We start from the raw sequence: 26,073 nt of genomic DNA, 5'->3' as shown, positions 1-26,073 counted from the left end.
GAGAGCGCCGAGCGGCGGGTAGAGTGGATCAGGGATTGCGTCGCTTTGCGGTGACTTCGATTTCGACCTTCATCTCGGGCTTCAGAAGCCCGGCCACGATCAGCAGTGTCGCCGCCGGACGGATGTCGCCGAGAACCTCGCCACAGACCAAGAAATGGGCATCCGCGTCGTTGACGTCGGTGAGGTAGTAGGTCGCGCGGACGATGTCGGCCATCGCGAAGCCCCCCTCCTTGAGGGCGGCCTCGATGGTCTTGAAGCAGTTCCGTGACTGGCTCGTGACATCCGATGGCATGGTCATCGTGGTGTAGTCGTAGCCGGTGGTTCCTGCGACAAAAGCGAAATCGCCGTCGATCACGGCTCGGCTGTAGCCGGCGGTCTTCTCGAACGGCGAGCCGGTGGAAATCAGGCGGCGGGACATGCTGGACCTCGACGGAAAATGGCTGTGCGCGGGGTTTACGGGCATTCTTGCCGCCCGCGCAACCCCTCGGATTCTGACCTGGAAGCCTGACGGCTGGGGCTAGCGGGACTGCTGCGTGGTGTCCGGCGGCGAGGGCGGCGCGCCGGCCCAGCGCCGGATCAGGATGTCCCGGACGATCATGACCGAGATCAGGACCAGCATGATCGTGGTGACGAGGCCGCGCCAACGCGGGCGCGCGCCATCGATTGCGGGAAGGCTCTCCGACATGGTGCCCGCCCTACGCCGCGTGCGGCACGGCGAGCGGTGCCTTTCGGGAACGGGATGCCTTGGTCTTGAGCAATGGTCTCTTGGGCAACAGCGGTGCGCCGGCCGGCGTGATCATGCCCCAGGCGCCGTCCAGCGCCCCCTCGACCAGCTCGAGGCCGAGCAGCCGGTCGCGCTCGAACGCGCCCGGCAGCGACAGCTCGCCGGTCTTGGCGGCGGTGAAGCCGAAGCGGGCGTAGTAGGGCGCATCGCCCAGCAGGATCACGGCGCCATGGCCGCGGGCCTTCGCCACAGCCAGCGCGCGCTGCATCAGCGCGGCGCCGACGCCGAGGCCGCGGCAGTCGTCGTCGACCGCCAGCGGCCCCAGCATCAGCGCGCTGCGGCCTCCCGCGCTGACGTGCCACAGCCGCACGGTTCCGACCAACCGGTCGCCCTGGCGCACCGCGGCAAGGCTCAGGCCTTGGGCGGGCGCGCGTCCGTCACGCAGGCGCTGGCAGGTGCGCGCTTGGCGGTTCTCGCCAAAGCAGGCATCCAGCAGCGCTTCGCGCGCGACGACGTCCGAGGCACGCTCCGCACGGATCGCGAACGGGGCGGCTCTTCGGATGAGGGCAGCGGCGGTGTTCCGTTTTGCAGTCATGGCACGTCAGTCCCCGCTTGCAACGGCATGGCGTACGCCGCAGCAAGCGTCGTTCGGAAAAATCAAAAATGATCGGTAAGGAGCCGGCGGGGCCGGCTCCCGGTTCATCAGGCCTCGACCTCGAGGCGGTTTAGATGTGGTAGGTCTTGAGCGGCGGAATGCCGTTGAACGCCACCGACGAGTAGGTCGACGTATAGGCGCCGGTGCCTTCGATCAGCAGCTTGTCGCCGATCTCGAGCGTCACCGGAAGCGGATACGGCAGCTTCTCGTACAGCACGTCGGCGCTATCGCAGGTCGGGCCCGCGAGCACGCACGGCGTCATGTCCGCCCCGTCATGCGGGGTGCGGATCGCGTAGCGGATCGACTCATCCATCGTCTCGGCGAGACCGCCGAACTTGCCGATGTCGAGATAGACCCAGCGCACCTCGTCCTCGTCGCTCTTGCGCGAGATCAGCACGACCTCGGTCTCGATCACGCCCGCATTGCCGACCATGCCGCGGCCCGGCTCGATGATCGTCTCCGGGATCTGGTTGCCGAAATGCTTGCGCAGCGCGCGGAAGATCGACCGGCCATATTGCAGCACCGGCGGAACGTCCTTGAGATACTTGGTCGGGAAGCCGCCGCCCATGTTGACCATGGTGAGGTTGATGCCGCGCTCGGCGCAGTCACGGAACACGGTCGAGGCCATCGCGAGCGCGCGGTCCCACGCCTTCACCTTGCGCTGCTGCGAGCCGACATGGAACGAGATACCGCACGGCTCCAGCCCAAGGCGCTTGGCGAGGTCGAGCACCTCGACCGCCATCTCGGGATCGCAGCCGAACTTGCGCGACAGCGGCCACTCGGCGCCGGCGCAGTCATAGAGGATGCGGCAGAACACCTTGGCGCCGGGAGCGGCGCGGGCGACCTTCTCGACCTCGGCGGCGCAATCGACTGCGAACAGGCGAATGCCGAGCGCGAAGGCGCGCGCGATGTCGCGCTCCTTCTTGATCGTGTTGCCATAGGAGATGCGGTCCGGCGTCGCACCGGCAGCCAGCGCCATCTCGATCTCCGCGACGGTCGCGGTGTCGAAGCAGGAGCCGAGCGAAGCCAGCAGCGACAGCACTTCGGGCGCAGGGTTGGCCTTCACCGCGTAGAACACGCGGCTGTCCGGCAGCGCCTTGGCAAAGGTCTGGTAGTTGTCGCGCACGACTTCGAGGTCGACGACGAGGCACGGCTCGGTGTCGAGACCATCCTGGCGGCGGTTGCGCAGGAATTCCTGGATACGTTCAGTCATGGCACTCTCCAGCGGCCCCAGCGACGGGATCCGCATCAACGTGACGTCGGGTGAGAGCGCTCCGGCCACATCGCGCGATGGAGGCGCGTCGAGGCCAAAAGACTCAAACCAGACTGTGCTGCCGTGGATTGGTTGGGAGAGTTTCCCGCCCGCTCACCTGGCAATGAAGGACAAGCCTTTTCAGTAGCCCGCGCCGGCGTTGGACTGCCGGTAGAGACCAAAAAAGCCCGATCCGTCGTTGCTTTAAGTCGCGTCCCCCGTGGAGAGCGGGGTGCGCCGGTTCGCCTCCGGCTGCCAGTCACGGTTGCAAAGAGTGGCGAGACCTTCAACAAGGCATCCCTGGAGAGAGATGCTGGCCGCCTCGTGTCCAGATGGACTGTCCAAATGGACGTAAGCGACCCTCGGTTCTTCCACCCCTTGGCGGCTGTCCGGCCTCTTGTCCGGATACCTACCGACTGACACACGACCACAGGCACGTGCGAAATTGGGCAAGGCAGGAAATAAGTCTTTTGAATTCGCTTCGCAAGAATTTTTTTGCGATAGCGACAAATTTCCCTAACGCGCGCTTGCGATGGCGCGTCGAGCAGTCGCTGAAGATGAACGGCCGTTAAGAATGGCTAACGAAGCGTGTGCGTTTTAGCCCTGTGCCGCAGCGCTTTCTTGAATCGCACGAACTCACGCGCGACGCGTGAACGGCTCGATGCGCTGCGCGCCGCGGATGAAGGCGATCATGATCAGGACGCCGAGGCCGAACAGCACGGCCTGCAGGATGTGCGCGCCGGTGTCGTTGAGTCCAAACAGGATCGCGAGCGCCCAGCCGCCGGCGAACGCCGCGCCGAATACTTCCGCGCCGATCAGGATCGCCGCCGAGATCACCGTGATGACGCTCGGCCAGTAGATCCGGCTGTTGCCTGAGGCGGAGGGCTGCATGGTCATGAAATAGGTCCTGTTCAGGGGGCGCAATCTCTCCGAAAAGAGCCCATCTATCAAGCGCAAAAGGCCCAAAAATGCCGTATCGCGTGATATAGATTGGGCCGCATTTTCAAGGCGAAAAACGGGACATTCGATGTCAGAAACCAGCGCAGAGGCTATTGCCAACCCCCTCCTGAAGGCGTGGCAGACGCCGCTCGAGACACCGCCCTTCGCCGAGATCAAGCCGGAGCATTTCCTGCCCGCCTTCGAGCAGGCCTTCGCCGATCATTCGGCGGAAGTGGCTGCGATCACCCATGATCCGGCGCTGCCCGACTTCGACAATACGATCACGGCGCTGGAGCGTTCCGGCAAGCTGCTGTCGAAGGTTTCGGCCGTGTTCTACGACCTGGTGTCGGCGCATTCCAACCCGGCGATCCTGGAGATCGACAAGGAAGTGTCGCCGCGGATGGCGCGGCACTGGAATCCGATCATGATGAACGCTGTGCTGTTTGGCCGCATCGCCATGCTGCACGAGAAGCGCGCCTCGCTCGGCCTCACCGGCGAGCAGATGCGGCTCTTGGAGCGTACCTATACCCGCTTCCACCGCTCCGGCGCCGGGCTCGACGAGGCCGCAAAAGTACGGATGGCCGAGATCAACGAGCGGCTCGCCCATCTCGGCACCTCGTTCAGCCACCATCTGCTCGGCGACGAGCAGCAATGGTTCATGGAACTCGGCGAGGGCGACCGCGCCGGCCTCTCCGACACATTCGTGGCGGCTGCCAAGGCTGCGGCGGAAGAGCGCGGTATGGCCGGCAAGGCGATCGTGACGCTGTCGCGCTCCTCGGTCGAGCCGTTCCTGCAGAGCTCGCAGCGGCGCGACCTGCGCGAGAAGGTCTACAAGGCCTTCACCGCCCGCGGCGACAATGGCAACGCCAACGACAACAACGCGACCATCGTGGAGATCCTCAGGCTCCGCGAGGAGACTGCGAAGATCCTGGGCTTCCCGACCTACGCCGCCTACCGCCTCGAGGATTCCATGGCCAAGACGCCGGAGGCCGTGCGCGGTCTGCTGGAGCGGGTCTGGAAGCCGGCGCGGGCGCGGGCGCTCGCCGACCGCGACGCGTTGCAGGCGCTGATCACGGAGGAGGGCGGTAATTTCACCTTGGCGGCCTGGGACTGGCGCTACTACGCCGAGAAGCTGCGCCAGCGGCGCGCCAATTTCGACGATTCCGCGATCAAGCCCTATCTGGTGCTCGACCACATGATCGAGGCCGCCTTCGACTGCGCCACCCGCCTGTTCGGCGTCACCTTCGCGGAGCGCAAGGACATCCCGGTCTGGCACCCGGACGTCCGGGTCTGGGAGGTCAAGGGCCGCGATGGCCAGCACAAGGCGCTGTTCTATGGCGACTACTTCGCGCGGCCTTCGAAGCGCTCCGGCGCCTGGATGACCTCGCTGCGCGACCAGCAGAAGCTCGACGGCGACGTCGCGCCGCTGGTCATCAATGTCTGCAACTTCGCCAAGGGCGCCGACGGCGCGCCGTCGCTGCTGTCGCCGGACGATGCGCGGACCCTGTTCCACGAGTTCGGCCACGGCCTGCACGGCATGCTCTCCAACGTGACCTACCCGTCACTGTCGGGCACGTCCGTGTTCACCGACTTCGTCGAGTTGCCCTCGCAGCTCTACGAGCACTGGCAGGAACGGCCCGAGGTGTTGCAGCGCTTCGCCCGCCACTACCAGACCGGGGAGGCGCTACCGGACGATTTGCTCAAGCGCTTCCTCGCCGCGCGCAAGTTCAACCAGGGCTTTGCCACCGTCGAGTTCGTCTCCTCGGCGCTGGTCGACCTCGAATTCCACACCCAGCCGGCGGCGGCGAGCCGGGACGTCCGCGCCTTCGAACAGAAGGAGCTGGAGAAGATCGGCATGCCCGCGGAAATCTCGCTGCGCCACCGGCCGACCCAGTTCGGTCACATCTTCTCCGGCGACCATTATGCCTCCGGCTATTACAGCTACATGTGGTCGGAGGTGATGGACGCCGACGCCTTCGGCGCCTTCGAGGAGGCCGGCGACATCTTCGATCCGGCGACCGCCAAGCGGCTGCATGACGACATCTACTCGTCGGGCGGCTCACGCGATCCGGAGGAGGCCTATGTCGCCTTCCGCGGCCGCGAACCGGAGCCGGATGCCCTGCTGCGCCGGCGCGGCCTGCTCGAGACGCCAGAGGCGGCCTGAAGGTGAGGCTGTCCCTCAGCCGGCCGATCGCCTGGCTCGTGCTCGCGGTCACCGTCGTGCTCGGCACGGCGGCGGCCGAGGCCCATCCGCATGTCTGGATCACCGCCAAAAGCGAAGTGATCTACGCGCCCGACGGCACCATCACCGGCGTCCGCCACGCCTGGACCTTCGACGACATGTTCTCGACCTATGCGCTGCAGGGCATCGAGACCAAGGTGAAGGGTGCCTACAGCCGCGAGGAGCTGGCGCCGCTGGCCCAGACCAATGTCGAGTCGCTGAAGGAATACGCCTACTTCACCTTCGCCAAGGGCGACGGCAAGAAGCAGAAGTTCACCGAGCCGGTCGACTATTTCCTCGAGTACAAGGACTCGGCGCTGACGCTGCACTTCACCCTGCCGGTGAAGACGCCGTTCAAGGCCAGCAAGCTCTCGCTCGAAGTGTTCGACCCGACCTATTTCATCGATTTCCAGTTCGCCGATAAGGATCCGGTCAAGCTGGTCGGTGCCGCCGCCGACTGCAAGATGCAGTTCGAGCGGCCGAACAGTGACGGCACCGCCGCCGCGCAGAAGCTCGGCGAGCAGAACTTCCTCGACGGCAGCAACGGCAATTTCGGCATGATGTTCGCCAACAAGATCACGGTGGAGTGCCCATGACGCAGAACGTCTCTCGTGCGATGCGCGGTCTTGCGCTTTCGGCCGCCGTGCTGACCGGGTTCGCGCTGCTCGACGGCACGGTTCATGCGCTGCTGGCGCAGAATCCGTTCGGTGCGCCGCGCGCGGCGGAGCCGCAGGGCGGGATCGTCGGCTGGCTATTGGCCAAGCAGTCGGAGTTCTACCGCGAGATCTCGCAGACCATCCGCGCCGCGAAGTCCGATGGCTCGGCGGTCTGGACGCTGCTTGCGATCTCGTTTGCCTACGGGATCTTCCATGCCGCCGGTCCCGGCCACGGCAAGGCGGTGATCTCGTCCTACATGGTCGCCAACCGCGAGACGGCCCGGCGCGGCGTCGTGCTGTCGTTCGCCTCGGCGCTGATGCAGTCGCTGGTCGCGGTCGCCATCGTCGGCGTCTGCGCCTGGCTGCTCAATGCGACGGCGAGGACGATGTGCGGGGCGGAGAAGGCGATCGAAATCGCCAGCTACGCGCTGATCGCAGCGTTCGGTGCCCGGCTGGTCTGGGTCAAGGGCGGCGGTTTTTTCCGGGCGCTCCAGCTGCCGCGTCCGGCGCTGGCGTTGGCCGGCACGCATCAGCATGACCATGACCATCACGATCACGTGCACCGGGACCATGGCCATGATCACCATCGTCACGCGCATGACGATCACGGCCATCACCACCACGAGCATCATGGCCACGACCACGATCATGACGCGGAACACGTCCATGACGAGCATTGCGGCCATTCGCACGGGCCGACGCCGGCCGAGCTCGCAGGCCCGGGCGGCTGGCGGCGTGGTCTGAGCGCGATCCTGACGGTCGGAATCCGGCCGTGCTCGGGCGCGATCCTGGTGCTGGTGTTCGCGCTGGCGCAGGGCCTGTTCTGGGCTGGCATTGCCGCGACCTTCGCGATGGGGTTCGGCACCGCCATTACGGTCGCCGCGATCGCGCTGGTTGCGGTGTCGGCGCGCGGCATGGCCGAGCGGCTGAGCGCGGTGCGCGACGGCGGCGGCATGCTGATCATGCGCGGCCTGGAATTCGCTGCCGCCGGTCTGGTGCTGCTGTTCGGACTCGGGCTGCTGTTCGGCTATGTCGCGGCCGAACGGGCGACGTGCTTGTGAGGTCACCTCGCCTGCTTGCGGGGAGAGGTCTCCTGAGTGAGGGGCGCATCGCTGCGAGGGTTCCCTCTCCCTTTGCGGGAGAGGGTTAGGGATAGGGGTGCCGCTTGCTCCACTGCTTGTTGGGTGCGAGCGCTTACCAGGCGGCGTGCGAGATGTTGGCTGATGGAGCTTTGCTCGCCCTCGTACATCTCGCCCGGGGCCACCCCTCTCCCCACCCTCTTCCGCAGGGGGAGAAGGAGCCTGACCGGCGCACTCACCTCACTAGGAACGGAGGCGGGGAGAGAGGCAACTCAGCTCGTCAGATATCCCCTGATCGCCGGCAGGAAGAAGATCGCGATGTTGATCGCGAAACCGATGCTCCAGAGGATCGAGCGCAGCGTCGGGCGGTTGCCGATATAGGTGAAGACGTAGGCGATCCGCACGATCAGGAACAGCACCGCGAGTTCGTCGATCAGCCGCAGCGGGCCGACGCGGTATTCGGCGAGCAACACGGCGAAGGCGAAGAACGGGAAGGTCTCGATGCCGTTCTGGTGGGCGCCGAGCGCCCGCGAGCGGATCGGGTCGTCGTAGAAATCGGGATCGCGCGGCCTGGAATTGTCGAAGCTGCGAAAGCTGATCCATTTCACCGATACGATCGTCAGGAGCGAAAGCATCAGCGTCCCGAAGACGCACCATTCGGCGATCGTCATGGTTCCCCCCATTCACGGGGCGGAAGGTAGCCAACTCGCGCTCTGCTTGACAAGGTTGGAGCAACGCGCGAAGCCCAAAGCCCCAAGCGAAGGATTTTAGGCGCAAGGCCATCATGAGCACGGTAATTCCCTTCGAGAGTGCGAAGCCTGCCGCGGCGCCGAAGCCGGAGCGGGTCGGCGTGCTGCTGGTCAATCTCGGCACGCCGGATACCGCCGACGCCGCGGGCGTGCGGGTCTACTTGAAGGAATTCCTGTCCGATCCGCGGGTGATCGAGAATCAGGGCCTGGTCTGGAAGCTGATCCTCAACGGCATCATCCTGCGCGTCCGTCCGGCCCGCAAGGCGCGCGACTATCTGAAGATCTGGAACACCGAGAAGAACGAGTCGCCGCTGAAGACCATCACGCGCTCGCAGGCCGACAAGCTGGCGGAGGCGATCGCCGATCACGACCACGTCGTGGTCGACTGGGCGATGCGCTACGGCAATCCGTCGATCAAGGAACGGATCGAGGCGCTGGCGGCGCAGGGCTGCGGCCGGCTGCTGGTGGTGCCGCTCTATCCGCAATATTCCGCGGCGACGTCGGCGACCGTCTGCGACGAGGTGTTTCGCGTGCTGGCCGGCATGCGCGCGCAGCCGATCTTGCGGGTGACGCCGCCTTATTACGACGACCCCGATTACATCGAGGCGCTGGCGGTCTCGATCAACGACCATCTTGCGACGTTGCCGTTCCAGCCGGAGGTCATCCTCGCCTCGTTCCACGGCATGCCGAAGGACTATGTCGACAAGGGCGATCCCTACCAGGCGCAGTGCATTGCCACGACCAACGCGCTGCGCAAGCGGCTCGGGCTCGATGCCTCGAGGCTGATCCTCACCTTCCAGTCGCGTTTCGGCAATGCCGAGTGGCTGCAGCCCTATACCGACAAGACCGTCGAGAAGCTGGCGAAGGACGGCGTGCGACGTATTGCCGTGGTGACGCCCGGCTTCTCCGCCGACTGCCTGGAGACGCTGGAGGAGATCGCCCAGGAGAATGCCGAGATCTTCCGGCATCATGGCGGCGAGCAGTTCGCGGCGATCCCCTGTCTCAACGACAGCGTCGGCGGCATGGACGTGATCCGCCAGCTGGTGTTGCGCGAGCTTCAGGGCTGGATCTAGCAAGGCTGAAGCGCTTTGTTAACGATCCGTGACAACCGACATCGCGGTTCGTTCAGCCTTCGTGCATCTGGTGGCCCGCACGACCGCCTCCTATGTGCTAGGGAGAACAACAGCCGGCTGAACCGGCGAAGCGGTCCTGCCGACCAATGCACGACCGTGCCTGGAGGACTTCATGACTGGCTTCGACATTTTCGCGATCGCGTTTGTTCTTCTCGTCATCGTCACGCTGTTCGCCGGGATCAAAACCGTTCCGCAGGGCTATGACTGGACCATTGAGCGGTTCGGCAAATACACCCGCACGCTGTCGCCCGGCCTCAACCTGATCGTGCCCTATTTCGATCGCATCGGGCGCAAGATCAACATGATGGAGCAGGTGATCAACATCCCCGAGCAGGAGGTGATCACCAAGGACAACGCCACCGTGACGGTGGACGGCGTCGCGTTCTACCAGGTGTTCGACGCCGCGAAGGCGAGCTACGAGGTCGCCAATCTCAACCAGGCGATCACGGTCCTGACCATGACCAACATCCGCTCGGTGATGGGCTCGATGGATCTCGACCAGGTGCTGTCGCATCGCGACGAGATCAACGAGCGGCTGCTGCGCGTGGTCGACGCCGCGGTGTCGCCCTGGGGCGTCAAGGTCAACCGCATCGAGATCAAGGACATCGTGCCGCCGGCCGACCTGGTCGAGGCGATGGGCCGGCAGATGAAGGCCGAGCGCGTCAAGCGCGCCGACATCCTGCAGGCGGAGGGGCAGCGGCAGTCGGAGATTCTGCGCGCCGAGGGTGCAAAGCAGGGCCAGATCCTGCAGGCGGAAGGCCGCAAGGAGGCCGCCTTCCGCGACGCCGAGGCGCGCGAGCGGTCCGCCGAGGCTGAGGCCAAGGCGACGCAGATGGTCTCCGAATCGATTGCCAAGGGCGACGTCGCGGCGCTGAACTATTTCATCGCCGACAAGTACATCAAGGCGTTCGGGCAACTGGCCGATTCACCGAACCAGAAGGTGCTGATGCTGCCGATCGAGGCGACCAGCATCCTGGGCTCGCTCGCCGGTATTGGCGAGATCGCCAAGGCGACCTTCGGCGAGAGCGCCGCATCGGCTGCGGCGGCCGCGCGCCGCGGCTCGGTGCCGCCGGCCGGTCCGACGCCGCCACCGCCGGTGCCGCCGCAGCGGTGAGGACGTGACGGCGTCGCGTCCACAATGGTAGAGGTCACGTCATGGCCGAGATGTTTTCGACATTGGGTACCTGGAACTGGCTGATCTTCGGCTTCATCCTGATGGCGCTGGAGCTTGCAGCGCCCGGGGTGTTCCTGTTCTGGCTCGGGCTCGCGGCGCTCGTGGTCGGCCTGCTGTCCTTCGTGTTCACGCCATCCTGGCAGATCCAACTCCTGATGTTCGCGGTGTTTGCCGCGCTCGCGGTGCCGGCCTGGCGGCATTTTGCCAGGGGAGCGACCGAGGCGAGCAGGAGCAATCCGTTCCTCAACCGCCGCAACGAAGCCCTGGTCGGCCGCGAGTTCACGCTGGAGAAGCCGATTGTCGACGGATCGGGCACTGTACGGATCGACGACACGGTCTGGCGCGTCGCCGGCCCCGACGCGCCGGCGGGAAGCCGCGTGAAGGTGGTGCGCGCCGACGGCGCCAGCCTGACGGTGGCCGCGGTCTAGCTGCCTGCCTGCCTGCTCCAGCGCTCGGCGAAGCGGTTGAGCGGTGTGAAGGTCGCAAACAGCTCCCAGCCGAGCGCGGTGAGACGGTAACCTTCCTCCGACAACTCGACGAAGCCGGCCTCGCGCAGCTCGGTCAATCGCGTTTGCAGAATGGTCGGCGAGGCCTCGTCGCAGGCGGTGCGCAGCGCACGCGAGGTCAGCGCGCCCTCGCGCAGCTCCCAGACGATGCGCAAGGTCCAGCGCCGACCCAACAGATCGAGCAGCGCCATGATCGGGCGGCCGGACCGCGAGCCGCGGACGCTCGGTTTTGCGCTCGGAACCTGCTTCGGCATGTCGCGCTCCCGCTCGAATCTCTCTTGCACACCGCTACAGATATTGTAGCGTATCGCTACATTAAATGTAGCAACAGGATCAGCCCATGTCACGCATCGCGCCGCTCGATCCGCCCTATGCGGCGGACGTTCAACAGCACATTTCGACCGCATCATGCGCGGCAAGCCGCCGCTGGTGCTGTTCCGCACGATGGCCGGCCATCCGCGCGCGTGGGAGAAGTTTCGCGGCGGCAGCCTGCTCGACCGCGGGCCGCTCTCCTTGCGGGACCGCGAGATCGTGATCGACCGCACCTGCGCGCTCAACGCCTGCGAATATGAATGGGGCGTGCATGTCACGGCGTTCGGCGCCGCGGCCGGGCTGTCGGAAGAACAGGTCCACGCCACCGTGCGCGGCAACGCCGATGCCGATTGCTGGTCGCCGGCCGAACAGGCGCTGATCGCGGCGGTCGATGCGCTGCACGCGCGTGCGACGCTGGACGACGCGGAGTTCGCGGCGCTGTCAGCACACTACGACGACGATCAGGTGCTGGAGATCATCCTGCTGTGCGGCTTCTACCGCACCGTCTCCTACCTCGCCAACGCGCTCGCCCTGCCGCTGGAGGCGACCGCGGCGCGGTTTCCGCAGTGAGCGTCATTCCCCGGTGCGCAATTGCGCATCTGAGGGCGACGCGAAGCGGCGAGCCCGGAATGACGGAGGAACCTACGCCACGCCGGCGCGCAGCAGATCGTGCAGATGGATGATGCCGACCGGCTTCTTGGCATCGGTCACGATCAGCGTCGTGATCTTGGAGGCGTTGAGCAGCTCGAGCGCTTCGCCGGCCAGCGTGTCGCGGCCGATCGTCTTCGGGGTCCTGGTCATGACCTCGTCGACCGACAGCGTCAGCAGGTCGGGGCGCGTCAGCTGCCGGCGCAGATCGCCGTCGGTGACGATGCCGGCGAGATGGCCGTGGCTGTCGACGATGCCGACGCAGCCGAAGCCCTTCGACGTCATCTCGACCAGCGCGTCCGACATCTTGGTGCCGAGCGGCTTCAACGGCAGCGCGTCGCCGGTGTGCATCAGGTCGCGGGCATATTTCAGCAGCGCGCCGAGCTTGCCGCCCGGATGCAGCACGCTGAAATCGGTCGAGGTGAAGCCGCGGCCCTCGAGCAGCGCGATTGCCAGCGCATCGCCGAGCGCCAGCATCATCAGCGAAGACGTGGTCGGCGCAAGATTGTGCGGACAGGCCTCGCGGGCCTTGGGCAGCGTCAGCTGCACGTCGGCGGCCTTGCTCAGCGTCGAGTCCTTGTCGGCGGTCATCGCGATCAGAGGAATGCCGAAGCGCGCCGCATAGGCGATCAGGTTGCGCATCTCGGGCTGCTCGCCGGACCATGACAGCGCAAGGATCACGTCGTCGGCGGTGATCATGCCGAGGTCGCCATGGCTCGCTTCCGCCGCGTGCACGAAGAACGCCGGCGTGCCGGTCGAGGCGAAGGTCGCGGCGATCTTGCGCCCGATATGGCCGGACTTGCCGAGCCCGGTCACGATCAGCCGTCCCTTGGCCTTGCAGATCAGCTCGGATGCAGCCGTGAACGGCGCGCCGAGATCGGACCGGAGTGCCGCGGAGAGCGCAGCGACGCCGCTGGCTTCGGCATCGAGGGTGCGGAGCGCCGACTGAACGGCGCCGTCATCGGGGCCGGATGATTTGGTCATCAGCGGTTTCGGTTTGGCCATTTCGGATTCCAGGGGAGGGGTTTTGCACCCGGGCATCTCCCTTAGCACGTTCGATTCCGCGACGCGACGCGCGGCGGCGGATCCTCAACGGCTCATTAACCATAATTGTTTTAACTCCATTAACGACGTTTTTCGCCGCCCGGCGAGATGCGTATGTCAAGTATATGAATTCGTTGGAGTATTTCCATCGTGTGGCGGCGGCCAGCAAGCGGCCCAAATCGGCGCGGACGTCTCGTTCGCGTGGCTTTGCCATGTCTTTTGCTGACTGCTCCTGAGCTGATCGCGACGACCGGGCTCAGCAGTGCCCAGACCGTGACGCCCGACCTGTTCAGCCCCAACCGGCAGAGCCAGGTGATCAACCCGGAGTCGCCGCTGCGCCGGACCACCGCCGACGCGATGGATCCGCTCAACGGCCTCAGATTGCCGGACGCCGATCCGAGCCGGCGAGCCTTGCCGTCGTCGACATCAACCTCAACCTCGGACCGTGTCGGGCAGGTCCCGACTTACGGTCTTCCGGCCGCCAATGGCGCCGCGACCTCGGGCTATGACGCGCTCAATCGCAAACGCCTGAAGCCGAAATACTATCCAGGCCAGGCCAAGCCGAAGCCGCCGCCGGGACCCGGCTCGCCGGTGCCGCCGCCGCCGCCGCTGACCGCGGCCGGGCAGTTGCGGCTGTCGATCCCGCCGTCGGAGACCGCCAACAAGCCGCCGCTGCCGCCGGCGATGGCCGGCACCATCGTCGGTCAGCCGCCGCGCAAGCGGCTCAAGATCGACGACGATCCGTTCGGCGCGGTCGGCGACTACGCCGGCTCGTTCATGGTCAAGACCGCGGTCGAGGTGATGGCCGGCTACGACACCAATCCGGGCCGCTTGAATTCGCCGCAGGGCAAGGCGTTCTACATGGTGGCGCCGGAATTCGTCGCGATCTCGGACTGGGAGCGTCACGCCGTGGTCGCCGATCTGCGCGGCTCCTTCACCGGCTACGGCTCCCAGCTGACGCAGATTGACGGCACGCCGCTGTCGGCACCGCTCGACGTCGACCGTCCGAGCTTCACCGGCCATATCGATGGCCGTCTCGATGTCTCGAGGGACACCCATCTCACGGCGCAGGCCCGCATGCTGGTCTCGACCGACAATCCCGGCAGCCCGAACGTGCAGGCCGGCCTCGCCAAATATCCGCTCTACTCTACGGTCGGCGGCACCTTCGGCATCGACCAGAATTTCAACCGCATGCAGGTCTCGCTCGGCGCCACCGTCGATCGCACCGACTACCAATGGTCGAAGCTGACCGACGGCACCTCGTCGTCGAACGACGACCGCAACTTCACCCAATATGGCGGCGTCGGCCGCGTCAGCTACGAGCTCAACCCGGCGGTGAAGCCCTTCATCGAGGTGCAGGGCGACAGCCGCGTCCACGATCTCTTCCTCGACCGCGCCGGCTACGCGCGCGATTCATCGGGCGGCTATGCCAAGGCCGGCACCTCGTTCGAGTTCACCCGGCTGTTGTTCGGCGAAGTCTCGATCGGCTACGCGATGCGCGACTACGCCGACACAAGGCTCAACCGGCTCGAAGGCCTGCTCACCACGGCCTCACTGACCTGGACCGCGACGCCGCTGACCACGGCCAAATTCTATTCCGACACCCAGCTCGGCGAGACCACGCTGCCGGGCACCTCCGGCGTGCTGTCGCGCACCTACACCATCGAGGTCGACCACGACTTCCGCCGCTGGCTGACCGCGATCGGCAAGTTCAGCTACGGCACGCTCGAGTACAAGGGCGACAACCGCAACGACACGATCTACTCGGTGTCGGCCGATTTGATCTACAAGATGACCCGCAGCCTGTGGATCAAGGGCACCCTGCGCCGCGACTGGCTGGATTCGAACTTGGCCGGACAGAGCTCGGCATCGACGGTCGTGATGCTGGGCGTGCGGGTGCAGAACTAGCGGTGAGGATACGCAAGTCGAACCACGCGTGAACTGTCATGCCCCGCGCAGGCGGGGCATCCAGTACGCCGCGGCCTCTCGGCTCAATCTCTGACGTTTCTGGAATACTGGATCGCCCGCTTTCGCGGGCGATGACAGCAGCGTTTGTGAGATGCAGTTCGACGTGTCTGCCGAGGGCTTACCCCGGCAGGTCGGTCTTGCCCATCAGGAAGCCGTCGATCGAGCGCGCGCACTGGCGGCCTTCGCGGATCGCCCACACCACGAGCGACTGGCCGCGGCGCATGTCGCCGGCCGAGAAGATCTTGGCGCGCGAGGTCCGGTAGTCCTGCAGCGATGCGCGGACGTTGCCGCGCTGGTCGAGCTCGACGCCGAGCGTCTTGAGCAGACCCTCGTGCACCGGATGGACGAAGCCCATCGCCAGCAGCACCAGCTCGGCGTCGAGCGTGAACTCGGTGCCGGGCAGCGGCTTGAACTTGTCGTCGACCTTGACGCAATGCAGCTTGCTGACCTTGCCGTCCTTGCCTTCGAACTTCGTGGTCAGCACGGCGAATTCGCGCACCGCGCCTTCGGCCTGACTCGACGAGGTTCGCATCTTCAGCGGCCAGTTCGGCCAGGTCAGGCCCTTGTTCTCGTGCTCGGGCGGCGCCGGCATGATCTCGAGCTGGGTGACGGACTTCGCGCCCTGACGGAACGAGGTGCCGATGCAGTCCGATCCGGTGTCGCCGCCGCCGATCACGACGACATGCTTGCCGCCGGCGAGGATGTCGGCGGCACCATTCAGCGGCTCGCCGGAGACGCGGCGGTTCTGCTGCGGCAGGAAGTCCATCGCGAAGTGGATGCCGGAAAGATCACGGCCGGGGATCGGCAGGTCGCGCGGGGCTTCCGCGCCGCCGGTCAGCGCCACGGCGTCATACTGCTTGGCCAGCTCCTGCGGATCGATCGCGCCCGGGGTGCTGCCGCCGACGGCCTTGCCGTAGTGGAAGGTGACGCCCTCGGCTTCCATCTGCGCCACGCGGCGGTCGATGATGCCCTTCTCCATCTTGAAGTCGGGAATGCCATAGCGCAGCAAGCCGCCGGCCTTGGCGAACTTCTCGTAGACATGCACCTCGTGGCCGGCGCGCGCGAGCTGCTGGGCTGCGGCGAGGCCCGCGGGGCCGGAGCCGATCACGGCGACCTTCTTGCCGGTCTTCTGGGGAGCGATCTCCGGCTTCAGCCAGCCATTGTCCCAGGCGCGGTCGACGATCGCGCATTCGATGGTCTTGATGGTGACCGGGTTGTCGTCGATGTTCAGCGTGCACGACGCCTCGCACGGCGCCGGGCAGATCCGGCCGGTGAATTCGGGGAAGTTGTTGGTCGAGTGCAGGTTGCGCGAGGCCTCTTCCCAGTTGCCCTGATATACGAGGTCGTTGAAATCGGGGATCTGGTTGTTGACCGGGCAGCCCGGCGTGCCCGGCTGGACCGAGCCGGTGCCGTGGCAATAGGGGATGCCGCAATTCATGCAGCGCGCGGCCTGGTCGCGCGTGTCCTTCTCGCTCAGCGGAATGACGAACTCGTTGAAGGTCTTGAGTCGATCGGCGACCGGCTCGTACTTGCGGTCATGCCGCTCGATCTCGAGAAAACCTGTGATCTTACCCATTGAAACCCGATGCCCCTGCATCTCAGTTGTTCCGTCGTTCCGGGCTGCGCCGCGGGGCGCAGACCCGAAGTCTCGAAGTGGCTTTGCGCAATTCCGGGTTCGCGCCAGGCGCGGCCCGGAATGGCGCGTGGTGTGACTTAGGCGCCGATCGCGATCTTCGGCTCGGCGTCGGCGTTGGCCTTCATCTCCTTCAGCGCGCGGCGGTACTCCACCGGCATCACCTTGCGGAATTTGGGCAGCCAGGCCTTCCAGTTGGCGAGAATCTCCGCCGCCTTCCTCGAGCCGGTCAGCTTGGCGTGACGCGTGATCAGGACATGCAGCCGCTCCACGTCGGAGTCGAGCAGGTTCTGGAACACGTCGACCCGGCCATGCGCCTCGAGATCGCCGGAGTGGTGGTAGGTGTCGGCGTTGATCATCTCTTCCGACAGCACCGGCTCGAGCTCGACCATCGACAGATTGCAGAGCTTGTTGAAGTCGCCGGCCTCGTCCAGCACATAGGCGATGCCGCCGGACATGCCGGCCGCGAAGTTGCGCCCGGTCTTGCCGAGCACGACCACGATGCCGCCGGTCATGTATTCGCAGCAATGATCGCCGGCTCCTTCGACGACCGCGACCGCGCCGGAGTTGCGCACCGCGAAGCGCTCGCCGGCGATGCCGCGGAAGTAGCATTCGCCCGCGATCGCGCCGTACATCACGGTGTTGCCGACGATGATCGACTCTTCCGGCACGATGCCGGAGATCTTCGGCGGCTTGACGATGATGCAGCCGCCCGAGAGGCCCTTGCCGACATAGTCGTTGCCTTCACCCTCGAGCTCGAAGGTGACGCCCTTGGCGAGCCAGGCGCCGAACGCCTGTCCGGCGGTGCCCTTCAGGCCGACATGGACGGTGTCGAGCGGCAGGCCGGCATGGCCGTAGATCTTGGCCACCGCGCCCGACAGCATCGCGCCGGCGGAACGATCGGTGTTGTTGATCTCTTCCTCGATCCTGACCGGCGCGCCGCGATCGAGCGCGGCCTGCGCCTGCTCGATCAGCCGGCGGTCGAGCACGGCTTCCAGATGGTGGTTCTGGCTCTCCGAGTGATAGATCGTCTGGCCCTTCTCCTCCTTCTGCCGCACGAACAGCTTGGAGAAATCGAGGCCCTTGGCCTTCCAGTGCGAGACCAGCGCGGTCTGGTCCAGCATCTGGACCTGGCCGACCATCTCGTCGAACGTCTTGTAGCCGAGCTGGGCCATGATCTCGCGGACTTCCTCGGCGACGAAGAAGAAGTAGTTGATGACGTGCTCGGGCTGGCCGGTGAAGCGCTTGCGCAGCACCGGATCCTGGGTCGCGACGCCGACCGGGCAGGTGTTGAGGTGGCACTTGCGCATCATGATGCAGCCGGCGGCGATCAACGGCGCGGTGGCGAAGCCGAACTCGTCGGCGCCGAGCAGCGCGCCGATCACGACGTCACGGCCGGTGCGGAAACCGCCGTCGACCTGCACCGCGATGCGGCTGCGCAGCCGCTGGCGCACCAGCGTCTGGTGGGTTTCGGCAAGGCCGATCTCCCACGGCGAGCCGGCATGCTTGATCGAGGTGAGGGGCGAGGCACCGGTGCCGCCCTCGAAGCCCGCGATCGTCACATGGTCGGCGCGCGCCTTGGCGACGCCGGCGGCAACCGTGCCGACGCCGACTTCGGACACCAGCTTGACCGAGACCTGGCCGTCCGGATTGACGTTCTTGAGGTCGTAGATCAGCTGGGCGAGGTCTTCGATCGAGTAGATGTCGTGATGCGGCGGCGGCGAGATCAGGCCGACGCCCGGCGTCGAGTGCCGGACGCGCGCGATGGTCGCGTCGACCTTGTGGCCGGGCAGCTGGCCGCCTTCGCCGGGCTTGGCACCCTGCGCCATCTTGATCTGCATCATGTCGGAGTTGACGAGGTATTCCGTCGTCACGCCGAACCGGCCCGAGGCGACCTGCTTGATCGCCGAGCGCATGCTGTCGCCGTTCGGCATCGGCTTGAAGCGGTCGGACTCCTCGCCGCCCTCACCGGTGTTCGACTTGCCGCCGATCCGGTTCATCGCGATCGCGAGCGTCGTATGCGCCTCGCGCGAGATCGAGCCGAACGACATCGCACCGGTCGAGAACCGCTTGACGATGTCCTTGGCCGGCTCGACGTCCTCGAGCTTGACCGGCTTGCGCTTGTCGTCCTCGGCGCTCTTGATCCGGAACAGGCCGCGCAGCGTCAACAGGCGCTCGGACTGCTCGTTGAGGATCTTGGCGAACGCCCGGTAGCGCTCCTGCGAGTTGCCGCGCACGGCATGCTGCAGGGTCGAGACCGATTCCGCGGTCCAGGCATGGTCCTCGCCCCGGGTGCGGTAGGCATATTCGCCGCCGACATCGAGCGCGGTCTTGTAGATCTGGCCGTCACCGAACGCGTCGGTGTGGCGCCGCACGGTCTCCTCGGCGATCTCGCCGAGGCCGACGCCCTCGATCCTGGTGTGGGTGCCGGCGAAATACTTGGCGACGAAGTCCGCCTTGAGGCCGACCGCGTCGAAGATCTGCGCGCCGCAATAGGACTGGTAGGTCGAGATGCCCATCTTGGACATCACCTTGAGCAGGCCCTTGCCGATCGACTTGATGTAGCGCTTGACGATCTCGTAGTCGTCGAGCGCGCCGGGCAGCCGGTCCTTCATCGCAAGGATGGTTTCGAACGCGAGATAGGGGTTGATCGCTTCCGCGCCGTAGCCGGCGAGGCAGGCGAAGTGATGTACCTCGCGCGGCTCACCGGATTCGACCACCAGGCCGACCGAGGTGCGCAGGCCGGTGCGGATCAGGTGGTGATGCACGGCGGCGCAGGCCAACAGCGACGGGATCGGGATCCGGTCGGTGCCGGTCATGCGGTCCGACAGGATGATGATGTTGATGCCCTCGCGCACCGCGCCCTCGGCGCGCGCGCAGAGCTCGTCGAGCACCTGCTCCATGCCCGCCGCGCCGAAGCCGGCGTGGAAAGTGGTGTCGAGCGTGCGCGACTTGAAGTGGGTCTCGGCGACGTCGGAGATCGAGCGGATCTTCTCCAGGTCCGCATCGGTCAGGATCGGCTGCCGCACTTCGAGGCGCTTGGTCGAGGCGACGCCCTGCAGGTCGAACAGGTTCGGCCGCGGCCCGATGATCGAGACGAGGCTCATGACGATTTCCTCGCGGATCGGATCGATCGGCGGGTTGGTCACCTGGGCGAAGTTCTGCTTGAAGTAGGTGAACAGCTGCTTCGGCTTGTCCGACAGCGCCGAGATCGGCGTGTCGTTGCCCATCGAGCCGGCGGCTTCCTCGCCGGTGGACGCCATCGGCGTCATCAGGATGGTGATGTCTTCCTGGCTGTAGCCGAACGCCTGCTGGCGATCGAGCAGCGGGAGGTTCGAGCGCACGCCCTTGGCCGGCGCGTCTGGCAGCTCCTCGAGCTGGATCTGGGTGCGATGCAGCCAGTCGCTATAGGGGTGGCTCTTGGCGAGGTCGGCCTTGATCTCGTCGTCCGGAATCAGGCGCCCCTGCTCGAGGTCGACGAGCAGCATCTTGCCGGGCTGCAGCCGCCACTTGGTGACGATCTGGTCCTCCGGAATCTTCAGGACGCCCATTTCGGACGCCATCACGATGCGGTCGTCCTTGGTGACGAGGTAGCGCGCCGGGCGCAGGCCGTTGCGATCGAGCGTCGCGCCGATCTTGCGGCCGTCGGTGAAGGCGATCGCAGCCGGGCCGTCCCACGGCTCCATCAGCGCGGCATGATATTCGTAGAAGGCGCGACGCTGCTCATCCATTAAGGGATTGCCGGCCCACGCTTCCGGAATCATCATCATGACAGCATGCGGAAGGGAATAGCCGCCTTGCACCAGGAATTCGAGCGCGTTGTCGAAGCAGGCGGTGTCGCTCTGGCCTTCATAGGAGATCGGCCACAGCCGGCTGATGTCCTTGCCATAGAGCTCCGAATGCACCGAAGCCTGCCGCGCCGCCATCCAGTTGACGTTGCCGCGCAGCGTGTTGATTTCGCCGTTATGGGCGATCATCCGGTAGGGATGCGCCAGCGACCAGGTCGGGAAGGTGTTGGTCGAGAAGCGCTGATGCACCAGCGCCAGCGCGCTGTCGAAATCGGCTTCGTGCAGGTCGGGATAGTACTTGCCGAGCTGGTCGGCGAGGAACATGCCCTTGTAGATCACGGTGCGGCACGAGAACGAGCAGGGATAGTAGCCGGCCATGCCGCGGTCGCGGCGCTGATAGATCGCCTGCGAGATCGACTTGCGCAGGATGTAGAGCCGGCGCTCGAAATCGTCCTCGGTCTTGGCCGCACCATTGCGGCCGATGAAGACCTGCATGTGATAGGGCTCGGTCGGCTTCACGGTGACGCCGAGCGAGGAATTGTCACTGGGCACGTCGCGCCAGCCGAGCAGCTTGAAGCCTTCGTTCTTGATCTCGTCGGCGATGATGCTCTTGATCACGTTCCGCCACGCGGCATCGCGCGGCATGAACAGCGCGCCGATGGCGTATTCGCCGGGCTGCGGCAGCTTGAAGCCGAGCTCGGAGGTCTTGCGCGCGAAGAAAGCGTGCGGGATCTGCACCAGGATGCCGGCGCCGTCGCCGGCGCGCGGGTCGGCGCCGACGGCGCCGCGATGCTCGAGGTTGCACAAGATGCTCAGCGCGTCGGAGACGATCTGGTGCGACTTCTGGCCCTTGATGTTGGCGATGAAGCCGACGCCGCAGGAGTCCTTTTCCAGGCTCGGATCGAACAGGCCTTCGGCTTCCGGACGCCAAGTATGAAGTTCAAGCGGGTGGAGCTCGCGGGCGGGTTCGGCGGCTTTCGAGTCCGCGGTCGCCGACAGCGCACCTGTCACGATGTTTTCGCGCTCGAATTCCGACCCGCTCATGTGTCCTCTCCCTTGCGTAAGGGGCCTCACCCTATTTGGCGCACCTTGGACGTTGCGGCACCCACCGGGCCACCGCTCGTCCGCCGCGAGCCGCATTTTCCTAAATTCAGGCGACGGGCGTTTCAACGTTCCCTGCGGAACGGCCCTGCCTGCAGCATTCTCGGAGCCCGGGGCGCCGAGGACCTCCTCGCGAAGGTTCTCGTTGCAATCCCCATGCCGGGATGGCCTCGAAATTGAGACAGCCTTGCTGTCCTAACATCGACCTTGCCAAATTTTTGTCTATCACACAAGCGCGAGGAAGTCCTCGCCCGCATGCTCGGAACGAACGGCTCGGGGGCCCCCGCCGCGCCCCCGATTCGAAGCAAACACGCCGTGATCTGGCCCAAGGAGCGACCAAGGACTGCCGGATTTCAAACCGAAATTTCATCGCGGACAAGCCAGCAAGAGAGCGGAAAGCTCCTGAAGTCGGGCCAGACAGGAGTTACGGCGATGAAGTTGTTCACAGGTTCGGTCGCTGCCGCCGCTCTCGCGTTCAGCGCAGCCTCGGCCGAGGCGCAGCTCGTGACCTCGGCTCGGGCCGGCAGCCCGTCCTTCGTCAGGGTATCCGACATCGACGGCCCCTACGCGGCGATGCCCGAGGTTCCGCCGCCGCCGCGTTTCGGCCGCGTCCCGAGCCTGTTGCCGCCGGTCGAGGTCTACACCGTGCTGCGCGAGAACGGCTACCTGCCGCTCGGCGCCCCGCAGCAGCGCGGCTTCGTCTACACGATCTCGGTGATCGACCAGGGCGGCGACGACGGCCGGCTGGTGATCGACGCCCGCGACGGGCACATCGTCCGCTTTACCCCGGCCTATCGGCTCGGCGACAATTACGAGGAGGAGATGAGCGCGACCTACGGCCCGGTCGGCCCGATGCCGCGGCCGATCCAGGCGAGGGTGCCACGGCCGCCGCTCCCGATTCCGCATGTCGCAAGCCGCGTGCCGGTACCGAAGCGGAGCCCGCTTGCGGCCAAGGCGCAGGCTCCTGCCGCAGCGGCCCAGGCCGCCGTGCCGCAGACTGCCGTGCCTACCCAGGCGGCAGTACCTGCGCCAGCCGAGCAGGCCGCGGCAGCGCCAGGGCCCGCCGAGACCCAGGCGGCGGCGCCGCAGGCCGTTCAGCAGGCCGAGGTCCCAACCGTCGGTCGGGCCGCGTCACCGCCGGCGGCGCCTGCGCCTGCGATCCTGCCGACGCAGGAGATGCCGAAGGTACAGGGGTTGGAATAGCGGCAACCGGCCGCAAAAAAACGCCCCGGTTTCCCGGGGCGTTTTCGCGTTCAGCCAATATCTGCTGACGCGGGGGGCATTGCTTAGGCCGCGACCTTCGCCGAGCCGTCGACCACCTGCGGGGCCTTCTCGCCGCCGCCGATCGGAATGCTGCGGGGCTTCTTGGCCTCGGGAATCTCGCGGACGAGATCGACGTGAAGCAGGCCGTTCTCGAGCGAGGCGTTCTTCACCTGCACGAAGTCGGCAAGCTGGAAGACGCGCTCGAAGGCGCGCGAGGCGATGCCGCGATAGAGCACTTCCGCGCCGTTGCCGGAGTTCTCGTTGGCGGATTTCTCGCCCTTGATCGTCAGCGTGTTCTCCTTCGCGACGATCGAAAGCTCGGCCTGCGAAAAGCCGGAGACCGCGACGCTGATCCGGTAAGCATTCTCGCCGGTGCGCTCGATGTTGTAGGGGGGATAGCCGGGGCTGCCGTCCGAAGTCACCTGATCGAGCAGGTTGAAGAGGCGGTCGAAGCCGACGGTGGAACGATAGAACGGAGTGAGGTCGTAGCTACGCATAGAATAGTCCTCCAGTGAGCGACTGTTTCAGTTACCCGCCCGCCATCGGGCCGGGCTTAGATGTGTGCAGCCTGATGTTTCGGGTCCGAAACACTGGTAGCGGCCTGCACTAGGGTGATATGGGAGGGGTCACGTCGCGTTCAAGAGGCGGAAACCGCGTCGCTTTTCTGGCGCCGGCGTCCTTGATCTCCACCCTGTCTCACCACGTCGGTCTCCCGCATGACGCTCGTCTCGATTCCCGCCAACCCGGTTCCGGACGACGTGGTCAGCGGCACTATCAAAACATCAGACGGAGCCGAGCTGCGCTTTGCGCGTTGGGCGCCGCCCCCCGGCCGCAAGGGCACGGTCTGCGTGTTCAGCGGGCGCGGCGAGATGATCGAGAAATATTTCGAGACCGTGCGCGATCTGCGGGACCGCGGCTTCGCGGTGGCGATGATCGACTGGCGTGGCCAGGGCCATTCGTCGCGGCGGCTGCGCGACCCACGCAAGGGTTATGTGCGCAACTTCGCCGACTACGAGACCGACGTCGAAGCCTTCGTCCAGCAGGTGGTGCTGCCGGATTGCCCGCCGCCCTATTTCGCGCTGGCGCATTCGATGGGCGGCGCGGTGATGCTGCGCATCGCGCATGCCGGCAAGCGCTGGTTCGATCGCATGGTGCTGTCGGCACCGATGATCGACCTGCCGCGCGGCCGCGTCTCCTTCTTCCCGAGCGCGCTGCTTCGGATCATGCGCCTCACCGGACAGGGCAGCAATTACATCCCGGGCGGCAACAGCGAACTGGTCGGCCTTGCGCCCTTCATCGGCAATCCCGTAACCAGCGATCCGGTGCGCCACGCCCGCAACGCGGCGATCCTGGAAGAAGACCCGACGCTCGGCATCGCCGCGCCGACGATCGCCTGGGCCGACACCGCGTTCACCGCGATGCGCACCTTCCGCGGCATGTCGTATCCCTCCGAAATCCGCCAGCCGATCCTGATGCTGGCGGCGAGCAATGACGAGGTGGTGTCGACGGCGGCGATCGAGGAGTTCGCCTACCATCTGCGCGCCGGCTCGCATCTCGTGATCGCCGGCGCCAAGCACGAGATCCTGCAGGAGCAGGATCGCTACCGCGCGCAGTTCTGGGCGGCGTTCGATGCCTTCGTGCCGGGCACGCCGCTGTTCAAGTGAGCAGCGGAGCGGTCACGATGCGGCGCGCTGCCCGCCCGGCTGCATATGCTTGAGCAGCACCGGCGCGGTCTTTGCCATGCCGTTGATGGTCTCGAAGGCGAGCTTGATCGCTACGGCTTCCGCGATGGCGCGTCGCGTTTTGGTCAGCACCTTCACGAGGGCGAGCTGAGACACGGTCGACAGGTCCGTGCGGCTGGGGAAAGCTGCGGTGCGGTTGGCAAAGGCGAGCCGGCGCAGCTCGAACGCAGCACGCAGGGGCGGCATTTTCGGCGCATGGCCCGGTGCGACGCCGAGCGGGACGAATCCCCATTGGCCTGCTGGGGCGTTCGGTCCGCGTGCCGCGGCATAGCTTTGATAGATCCCCGCAATGTCCGGAAAGATGCGCGGATCCCAGGCGCCGCCCGGCGCGCCCGCATGGGTCAGGATGCCGTAGAGGGCGCCGAACGTGCTCGTGATCGGGACCTCCCGCCAGTCGGTGCGATCGCCGGACAGCACCATGTTGATCCTTTGGGAGAAGATCGCGCGTCCGGGCGCGTACGGATGGTTGTCGACATCGAGTTCGTCGGCATTGCGCATCGCGCACTCGCCGACGAAAGCAGCCGTGGCGGAGATCATGTCTTCGCACCGGAACATGCCCTTGCTCTGCCCTTCAGCCATCGCTTGCGCGAGCTGCGACAGTCGCTCGACCAGATCGGAGTGTTGATTTTGCATTGCCGGCCGTCCTCGGAGGTTTGCCGGCGAGAGTTTGACCGTTCCTTCATTAAGAATTCTTATGCCGAATACCGACAAGCCGCTGCATCTGATCGCGGTTCGATCCGCTGTAGACAGCAGGGCGATTGCGGCATCCCCTATTCCGGACGCAACTGCGTCCCGGGAACTCAGCCGTTGAGCAGCGCGACGATGCGGTCGGGAAAGCGCTGCTCGACGAACAGGGTCCTGACTTCGGCGACGCTGAGATAGCGGTCCTTGCCTTCGCCCTTGCCCATGATGTCGAGCAGTACGGGCCATTCGCCGAGCATCAGCAGCGGATAGTAGCAGTGCAGGATGGCGTAGGACGGCGGATGCTGGTCCTTGGCGCGCTGGAAGTTCGCCGCCATGAAGGTCTTGATCTCGGCGGCCGACAGCCCGCGTTCGACGCTGCCGTCGGAGGCCTTGTAGTCCGAGCCGAAGGTGGCAAGCCGCGCGATCTCGTCTTCATGCACGACGGCATGCTGGTCGAGGATGCGCGAGCCGGCGCCGTGCTTGTCGAGCGGGCCGTTGCGCAATTGGTCGAGGATCGCGCCCTGCAACAGGCTGCGCATCTGGCTGAACGGGCTGATGCCGTTGGCCATCTGCGCGACCATGAAGATCTTGGCGCCGGCGCTGAGCGCCGCAAGGCCGGTCTTGCCGGTGGCGCGGTCGATGGTTGCGGTCAGCTGCGGTAGCGGCACGATGTGGCCGCCGACATAATTGCCGGCGACCAGCGCGCGCAGGAACGGGCAGGGATTGTCAGGGGAGACCTGCGGGGCGGGCGCCGCGCTTGCAGCCGTATCGGACATCAAACCACATCCTGAAAAGCTTCAGC

22 protein-coding genes and 1 pseudogene are annotated in these 26,073 nt (G+C 65.9%); 10 read left to right on the top strand and 13 right to left on the bottom strand.

Annotated features, from left to right (window positions below):
• Positions 1-28: 28 nt before the first annotated feature.
• The 5 genes from ACTUWL_RS10825 to ACTUWL_RS10805 form a co-directional block, all read right to left on the bottom strand.
• Complete coding sequence (locus ACTUWL_RS10825) at positions 29-418, bottom strand: RidA family protein (protein ID WP_021078509.1); 390 nt, start codon at positions 416-418, stop codon at positions 29-31.
• A gap of 99 nt (positions 419-517) precedes the next feature.
• Positions 518-685 carry a hypothetical protein gene (locus ACTUWL_RS10820; RefSeq protein ID WP_021078508.1) on the bottom strand — a complete coding sequence of 56 codons (168 nt, stop codon included), beginning with the start codon at positions 683-685 and terminating at the stop codon, positions 518-520.
• 10 nt (positions 686-695) lie between these two features.
• Positions 696-1,319 carry a GNAT family N-acetyltransferase gene (locus tag ACTUWL_RS10815; RefSeq protein ID WP_021078507.1) on the bottom strand — a complete coding sequence of 208 codons (624 nt, stop codon included), beginning with the start codon at positions 1,317-1,319 and terminating at the stop codon, positions 696-698.
• A gap of 130 nt (positions 1,320-1,449) precedes the next feature.
• Entirely contained in the window at positions 1,450-2,592 is a 1,143-nt protein-coding gene (locus tag ACTUWL_RS10810) for a type III PLP-dependent enzyme (protein ID WP_021078506.1), read from the bottom strand.
• Between the two features lie 675 nt (positions 2,593-3,267).
• The gene (locus ACTUWL_RS10805; protein ID WP_021078505.1) at positions 3,268-3,528 is read right to left on the bottom strand and encodes a hypothetical protein; all 261 of its coding nucleotides are present in this window, start codon (positions 3,526-3,528) and stop codon (positions 3,268-3,270) included.
• 130 nt (positions 3,529-3,658) lie between these two features.
• Between ACTUWL_RS10805 and ACTUWL_RS10800 the strand changes: the two genes are divergently transcribed.
• From ACTUWL_RS10800 to ACTUWL_RS10790, 3 genes are read left to right on the top strand one after another with little or no spacing between them, the layout of a single operon-like run.
• The gene (locus tag ACTUWL_RS10800; RefSeq protein ID WP_021078504.1) at positions 3,659-5,734 is read left to right on the top strand and encodes a M3 family metallopeptidase; all 2,076 of its coding nucleotides are present in this window, start codon (positions 3,659-3,661) and stop codon (positions 5,732-5,734) included.
• 8 nt (positions 5,735-5,742) lie between these two features.
• Positions 5,743-6,387, top strand: coding sequence for a DUF1007 family protein (locus tag ACTUWL_RS10795; RefSeq protein ID WP_035651058.1), 645 nt, complete (start codon positions 5,743-5,745; stop codon positions 6,385-6,387).
• Complete coding sequence (locus ACTUWL_RS10790) at positions 6,384-7,508, top strand: nickel/cobalt transporter (protein WP_021078502.1); 1,125 nt, start codon at positions 6,384-6,386, stop codon at positions 7,506-7,508. Before ACTUWL_RS10795 ends, ACTUWL_RS10790 begins: the two co-directional genes overlap by 4 nt.
• Before the next feature lie 290 nt (positions 7,509-7,798).
• On the opposite strand, the gene ACTUWL_RS10785 is transcribed toward ACTUWL_RS10790, so the two are convergent.
• Positions 7,799-8,197: an MAPEG family protein gene (locus ACTUWL_RS10785; RefSeq protein ID WP_021078500.1), complete on the bottom strand. Its 399-nt coding sequence runs from the start codon at positions 8,195-8,197 to the stop codon at positions 7,799-7,801.
• A 113-nt stretch (positions 8,198-8,310) separates the two neighbouring features.
• Between ACTUWL_RS10785 and hemH the strand changes: the two genes are divergently transcribed.
• From hemH to ACTUWL_RS10770, 3 genes are all read left to right on the top strand, one after another.
• Entirely contained in the window at positions 8,311-9,348 is a 1,038-nt protein-coding gene (hemH, locus tag ACTUWL_RS10780) for a ferrochelatase (RefSeq protein ID WP_021078499.1), read from the top strand.
• 172 nt (positions 9,349-9,520) lie between these two features.
• A complete protein-coding gene (locus tag ACTUWL_RS10775) occupies positions 9,521-10,522 on the top strand; it encodes an SPFH domain-containing protein (protein ID WP_021078498.1) in 1,002 nt (333 codons plus the stop codon).
• A 41-nt stretch (positions 10,523-10,563) separates the two neighbouring features.
• Positions 10,564-11,010, top strand: a complete 447-nt coding sequence (locus ACTUWL_RS10770) for an NfeD family protein (RefSeq protein ID WP_021078497.1) — start codon at positions 10,564-10,566, stop codon at positions 11,008-11,010.
• Here the strand turns inward: ACTUWL_RS10770 and ACTUWL_RS10765 are convergent.
• Positions 11,007-11,342 (bottom strand): winged helix-turn-helix transcriptional regulator, encoded by a 336-nt coding sequence (locus ACTUWL_RS10765; protein WP_021078496.1) that lies wholly within the window; start codon positions 11,340-11,342, stop codon positions 11,007-11,009. The two genes, ACTUWL_RS10770 and ACTUWL_RS10765, sit on opposite strands and share 4 nt — an antisense overlap.
• 86 nt (positions 11,343-11,428) lie before the next feature.
• On the opposite strand from ACTUWL_RS10765, the pseudogene ACTUWL_RS10760 reads away from it, so the two are divergent.
• A pseudogene (locus ACTUWL_RS10760) lies at positions 11,429-11,970 on the top strand (carboxymuconolactone decarboxylase family protein).
• A gap of 72 nt (positions 11,971-12,042) precedes the next feature.
• On the opposite strand, the gene ACTUWL_RS10755 reads toward ACTUWL_RS10760, so the two are convergent.
• A complete protein-coding gene (locus tag ACTUWL_RS10755; protein ID WP_021078494.1) occupies positions 12,043-13,053 on the bottom strand; it encodes a KpsF/GutQ family sugar-phosphate isomerase in 1,011 nt (336 codons plus the stop codon).
• 189 nt (positions 13,054-13,242) lie between these two features.
• Between ACTUWL_RS10755 and ACTUWL_RS10750 the strand changes: the two genes are divergently transcribed.
• Entirely contained in the window at positions 13,243-15,000 is a 1,758-nt protein-coding gene (locus tag ACTUWL_RS10750; protein WP_021078493.1) for an outer membrane beta-barrel protein, read from the top strand.
• 178 nt (positions 15,001-15,178) lie between these two features.
• Here ACTUWL_RS10750 and ACTUWL_RS10745 read toward each other — a convergent pair whose 3' ends face one another.
• Positions 15,179-16,636: a glutamate synthase subunit beta gene (locus tag ACTUWL_RS10745; RefSeq protein WP_035651013.1), complete on the bottom strand. Its 1,458-nt coding sequence runs from the start codon at positions 16,634-16,636 to the stop codon at positions 15,179-15,181.
• A 137-nt stretch (positions 16,637-16,773) separates the two neighbouring features.
• A complete protein-coding gene (gene gltB, locus ACTUWL_RS10740; RefSeq protein ID WP_021078491.1) occupies positions 16,774-21,525 on the bottom strand; it encodes a glutamate synthase large subunit in 4,752 nt (1,583 codons plus the stop codon).
• 489 nt (positions 21,526-22,014) lie between these two features.
• On the opposite strand from gltB, the gene ACTUWL_RS10735 reads away from it, so the two are divergent.
• Positions 22,015-22,785, top strand: a complete 771-nt coding sequence (locus tag ACTUWL_RS10735; protein ID WP_021078490.1) for a hypothetical protein — start codon at positions 22,015-22,017, stop codon at positions 22,783-22,785.
• 83 nt (positions 22,786-22,868) lie between these two features.
• Here ACTUWL_RS10735 and ACTUWL_RS10730 read toward each other — a convergent pair whose 3' ends face one another.
• Positions 22,869-23,342: an Hsp20 family protein gene (locus tag ACTUWL_RS10730; protein WP_021078489.1), complete on the bottom strand. Its 474-nt coding sequence runs from the start codon at positions 23,340-23,342 to the stop codon at positions 22,869-22,871.
• A gap of 219 nt (positions 23,343-23,561) precedes the next feature.
• Between ACTUWL_RS10730 and ACTUWL_RS10725 the strand changes: the two genes are divergently transcribed.
• Complete coding sequence (locus tag ACTUWL_RS10725; protein ID WP_021078488.1) at positions 23,562-24,509, top strand: alpha/beta fold hydrolase; 948 nt, start codon at positions 23,562-23,564, stop codon at positions 24,507-24,509.
• Positions 24,510-24,521: 12 nt separating this feature from the next.
• On the opposite strand, the gene ACTUWL_RS10720 is transcribed toward ACTUWL_RS10725, so the two are convergent.
• A complete protein-coding gene (locus tag ACTUWL_RS10720) occupies positions 24,522-25,298 on the bottom strand; it encodes a hypothetical protein (protein WP_146160389.1) in 777 nt (258 codons plus the stop codon).
• Positions 25,299-25,387: 89 nt separating this feature from the next.
• Positions 25,388-26,047 (bottom strand): hypothetical protein, encoded by a 660-nt coding sequence (locus ACTUWL_RS10715; protein WP_021078486.1) that lies wholly within the window; start codon positions 26,045-26,047, stop codon positions 25,388-25,390.
• Between the last annotated feature and the right edge of the window lie 26 nt (positions 26,048-26,073).

The sequence above is a fragment of the Bradyrhizobium sp. WCU1 genome, assembly GCF_053474805.1.
Note: the sequence above shows the minus strand (reverse complement) of the source record. Positions and strands in the feature narration are given on the sequence as shown.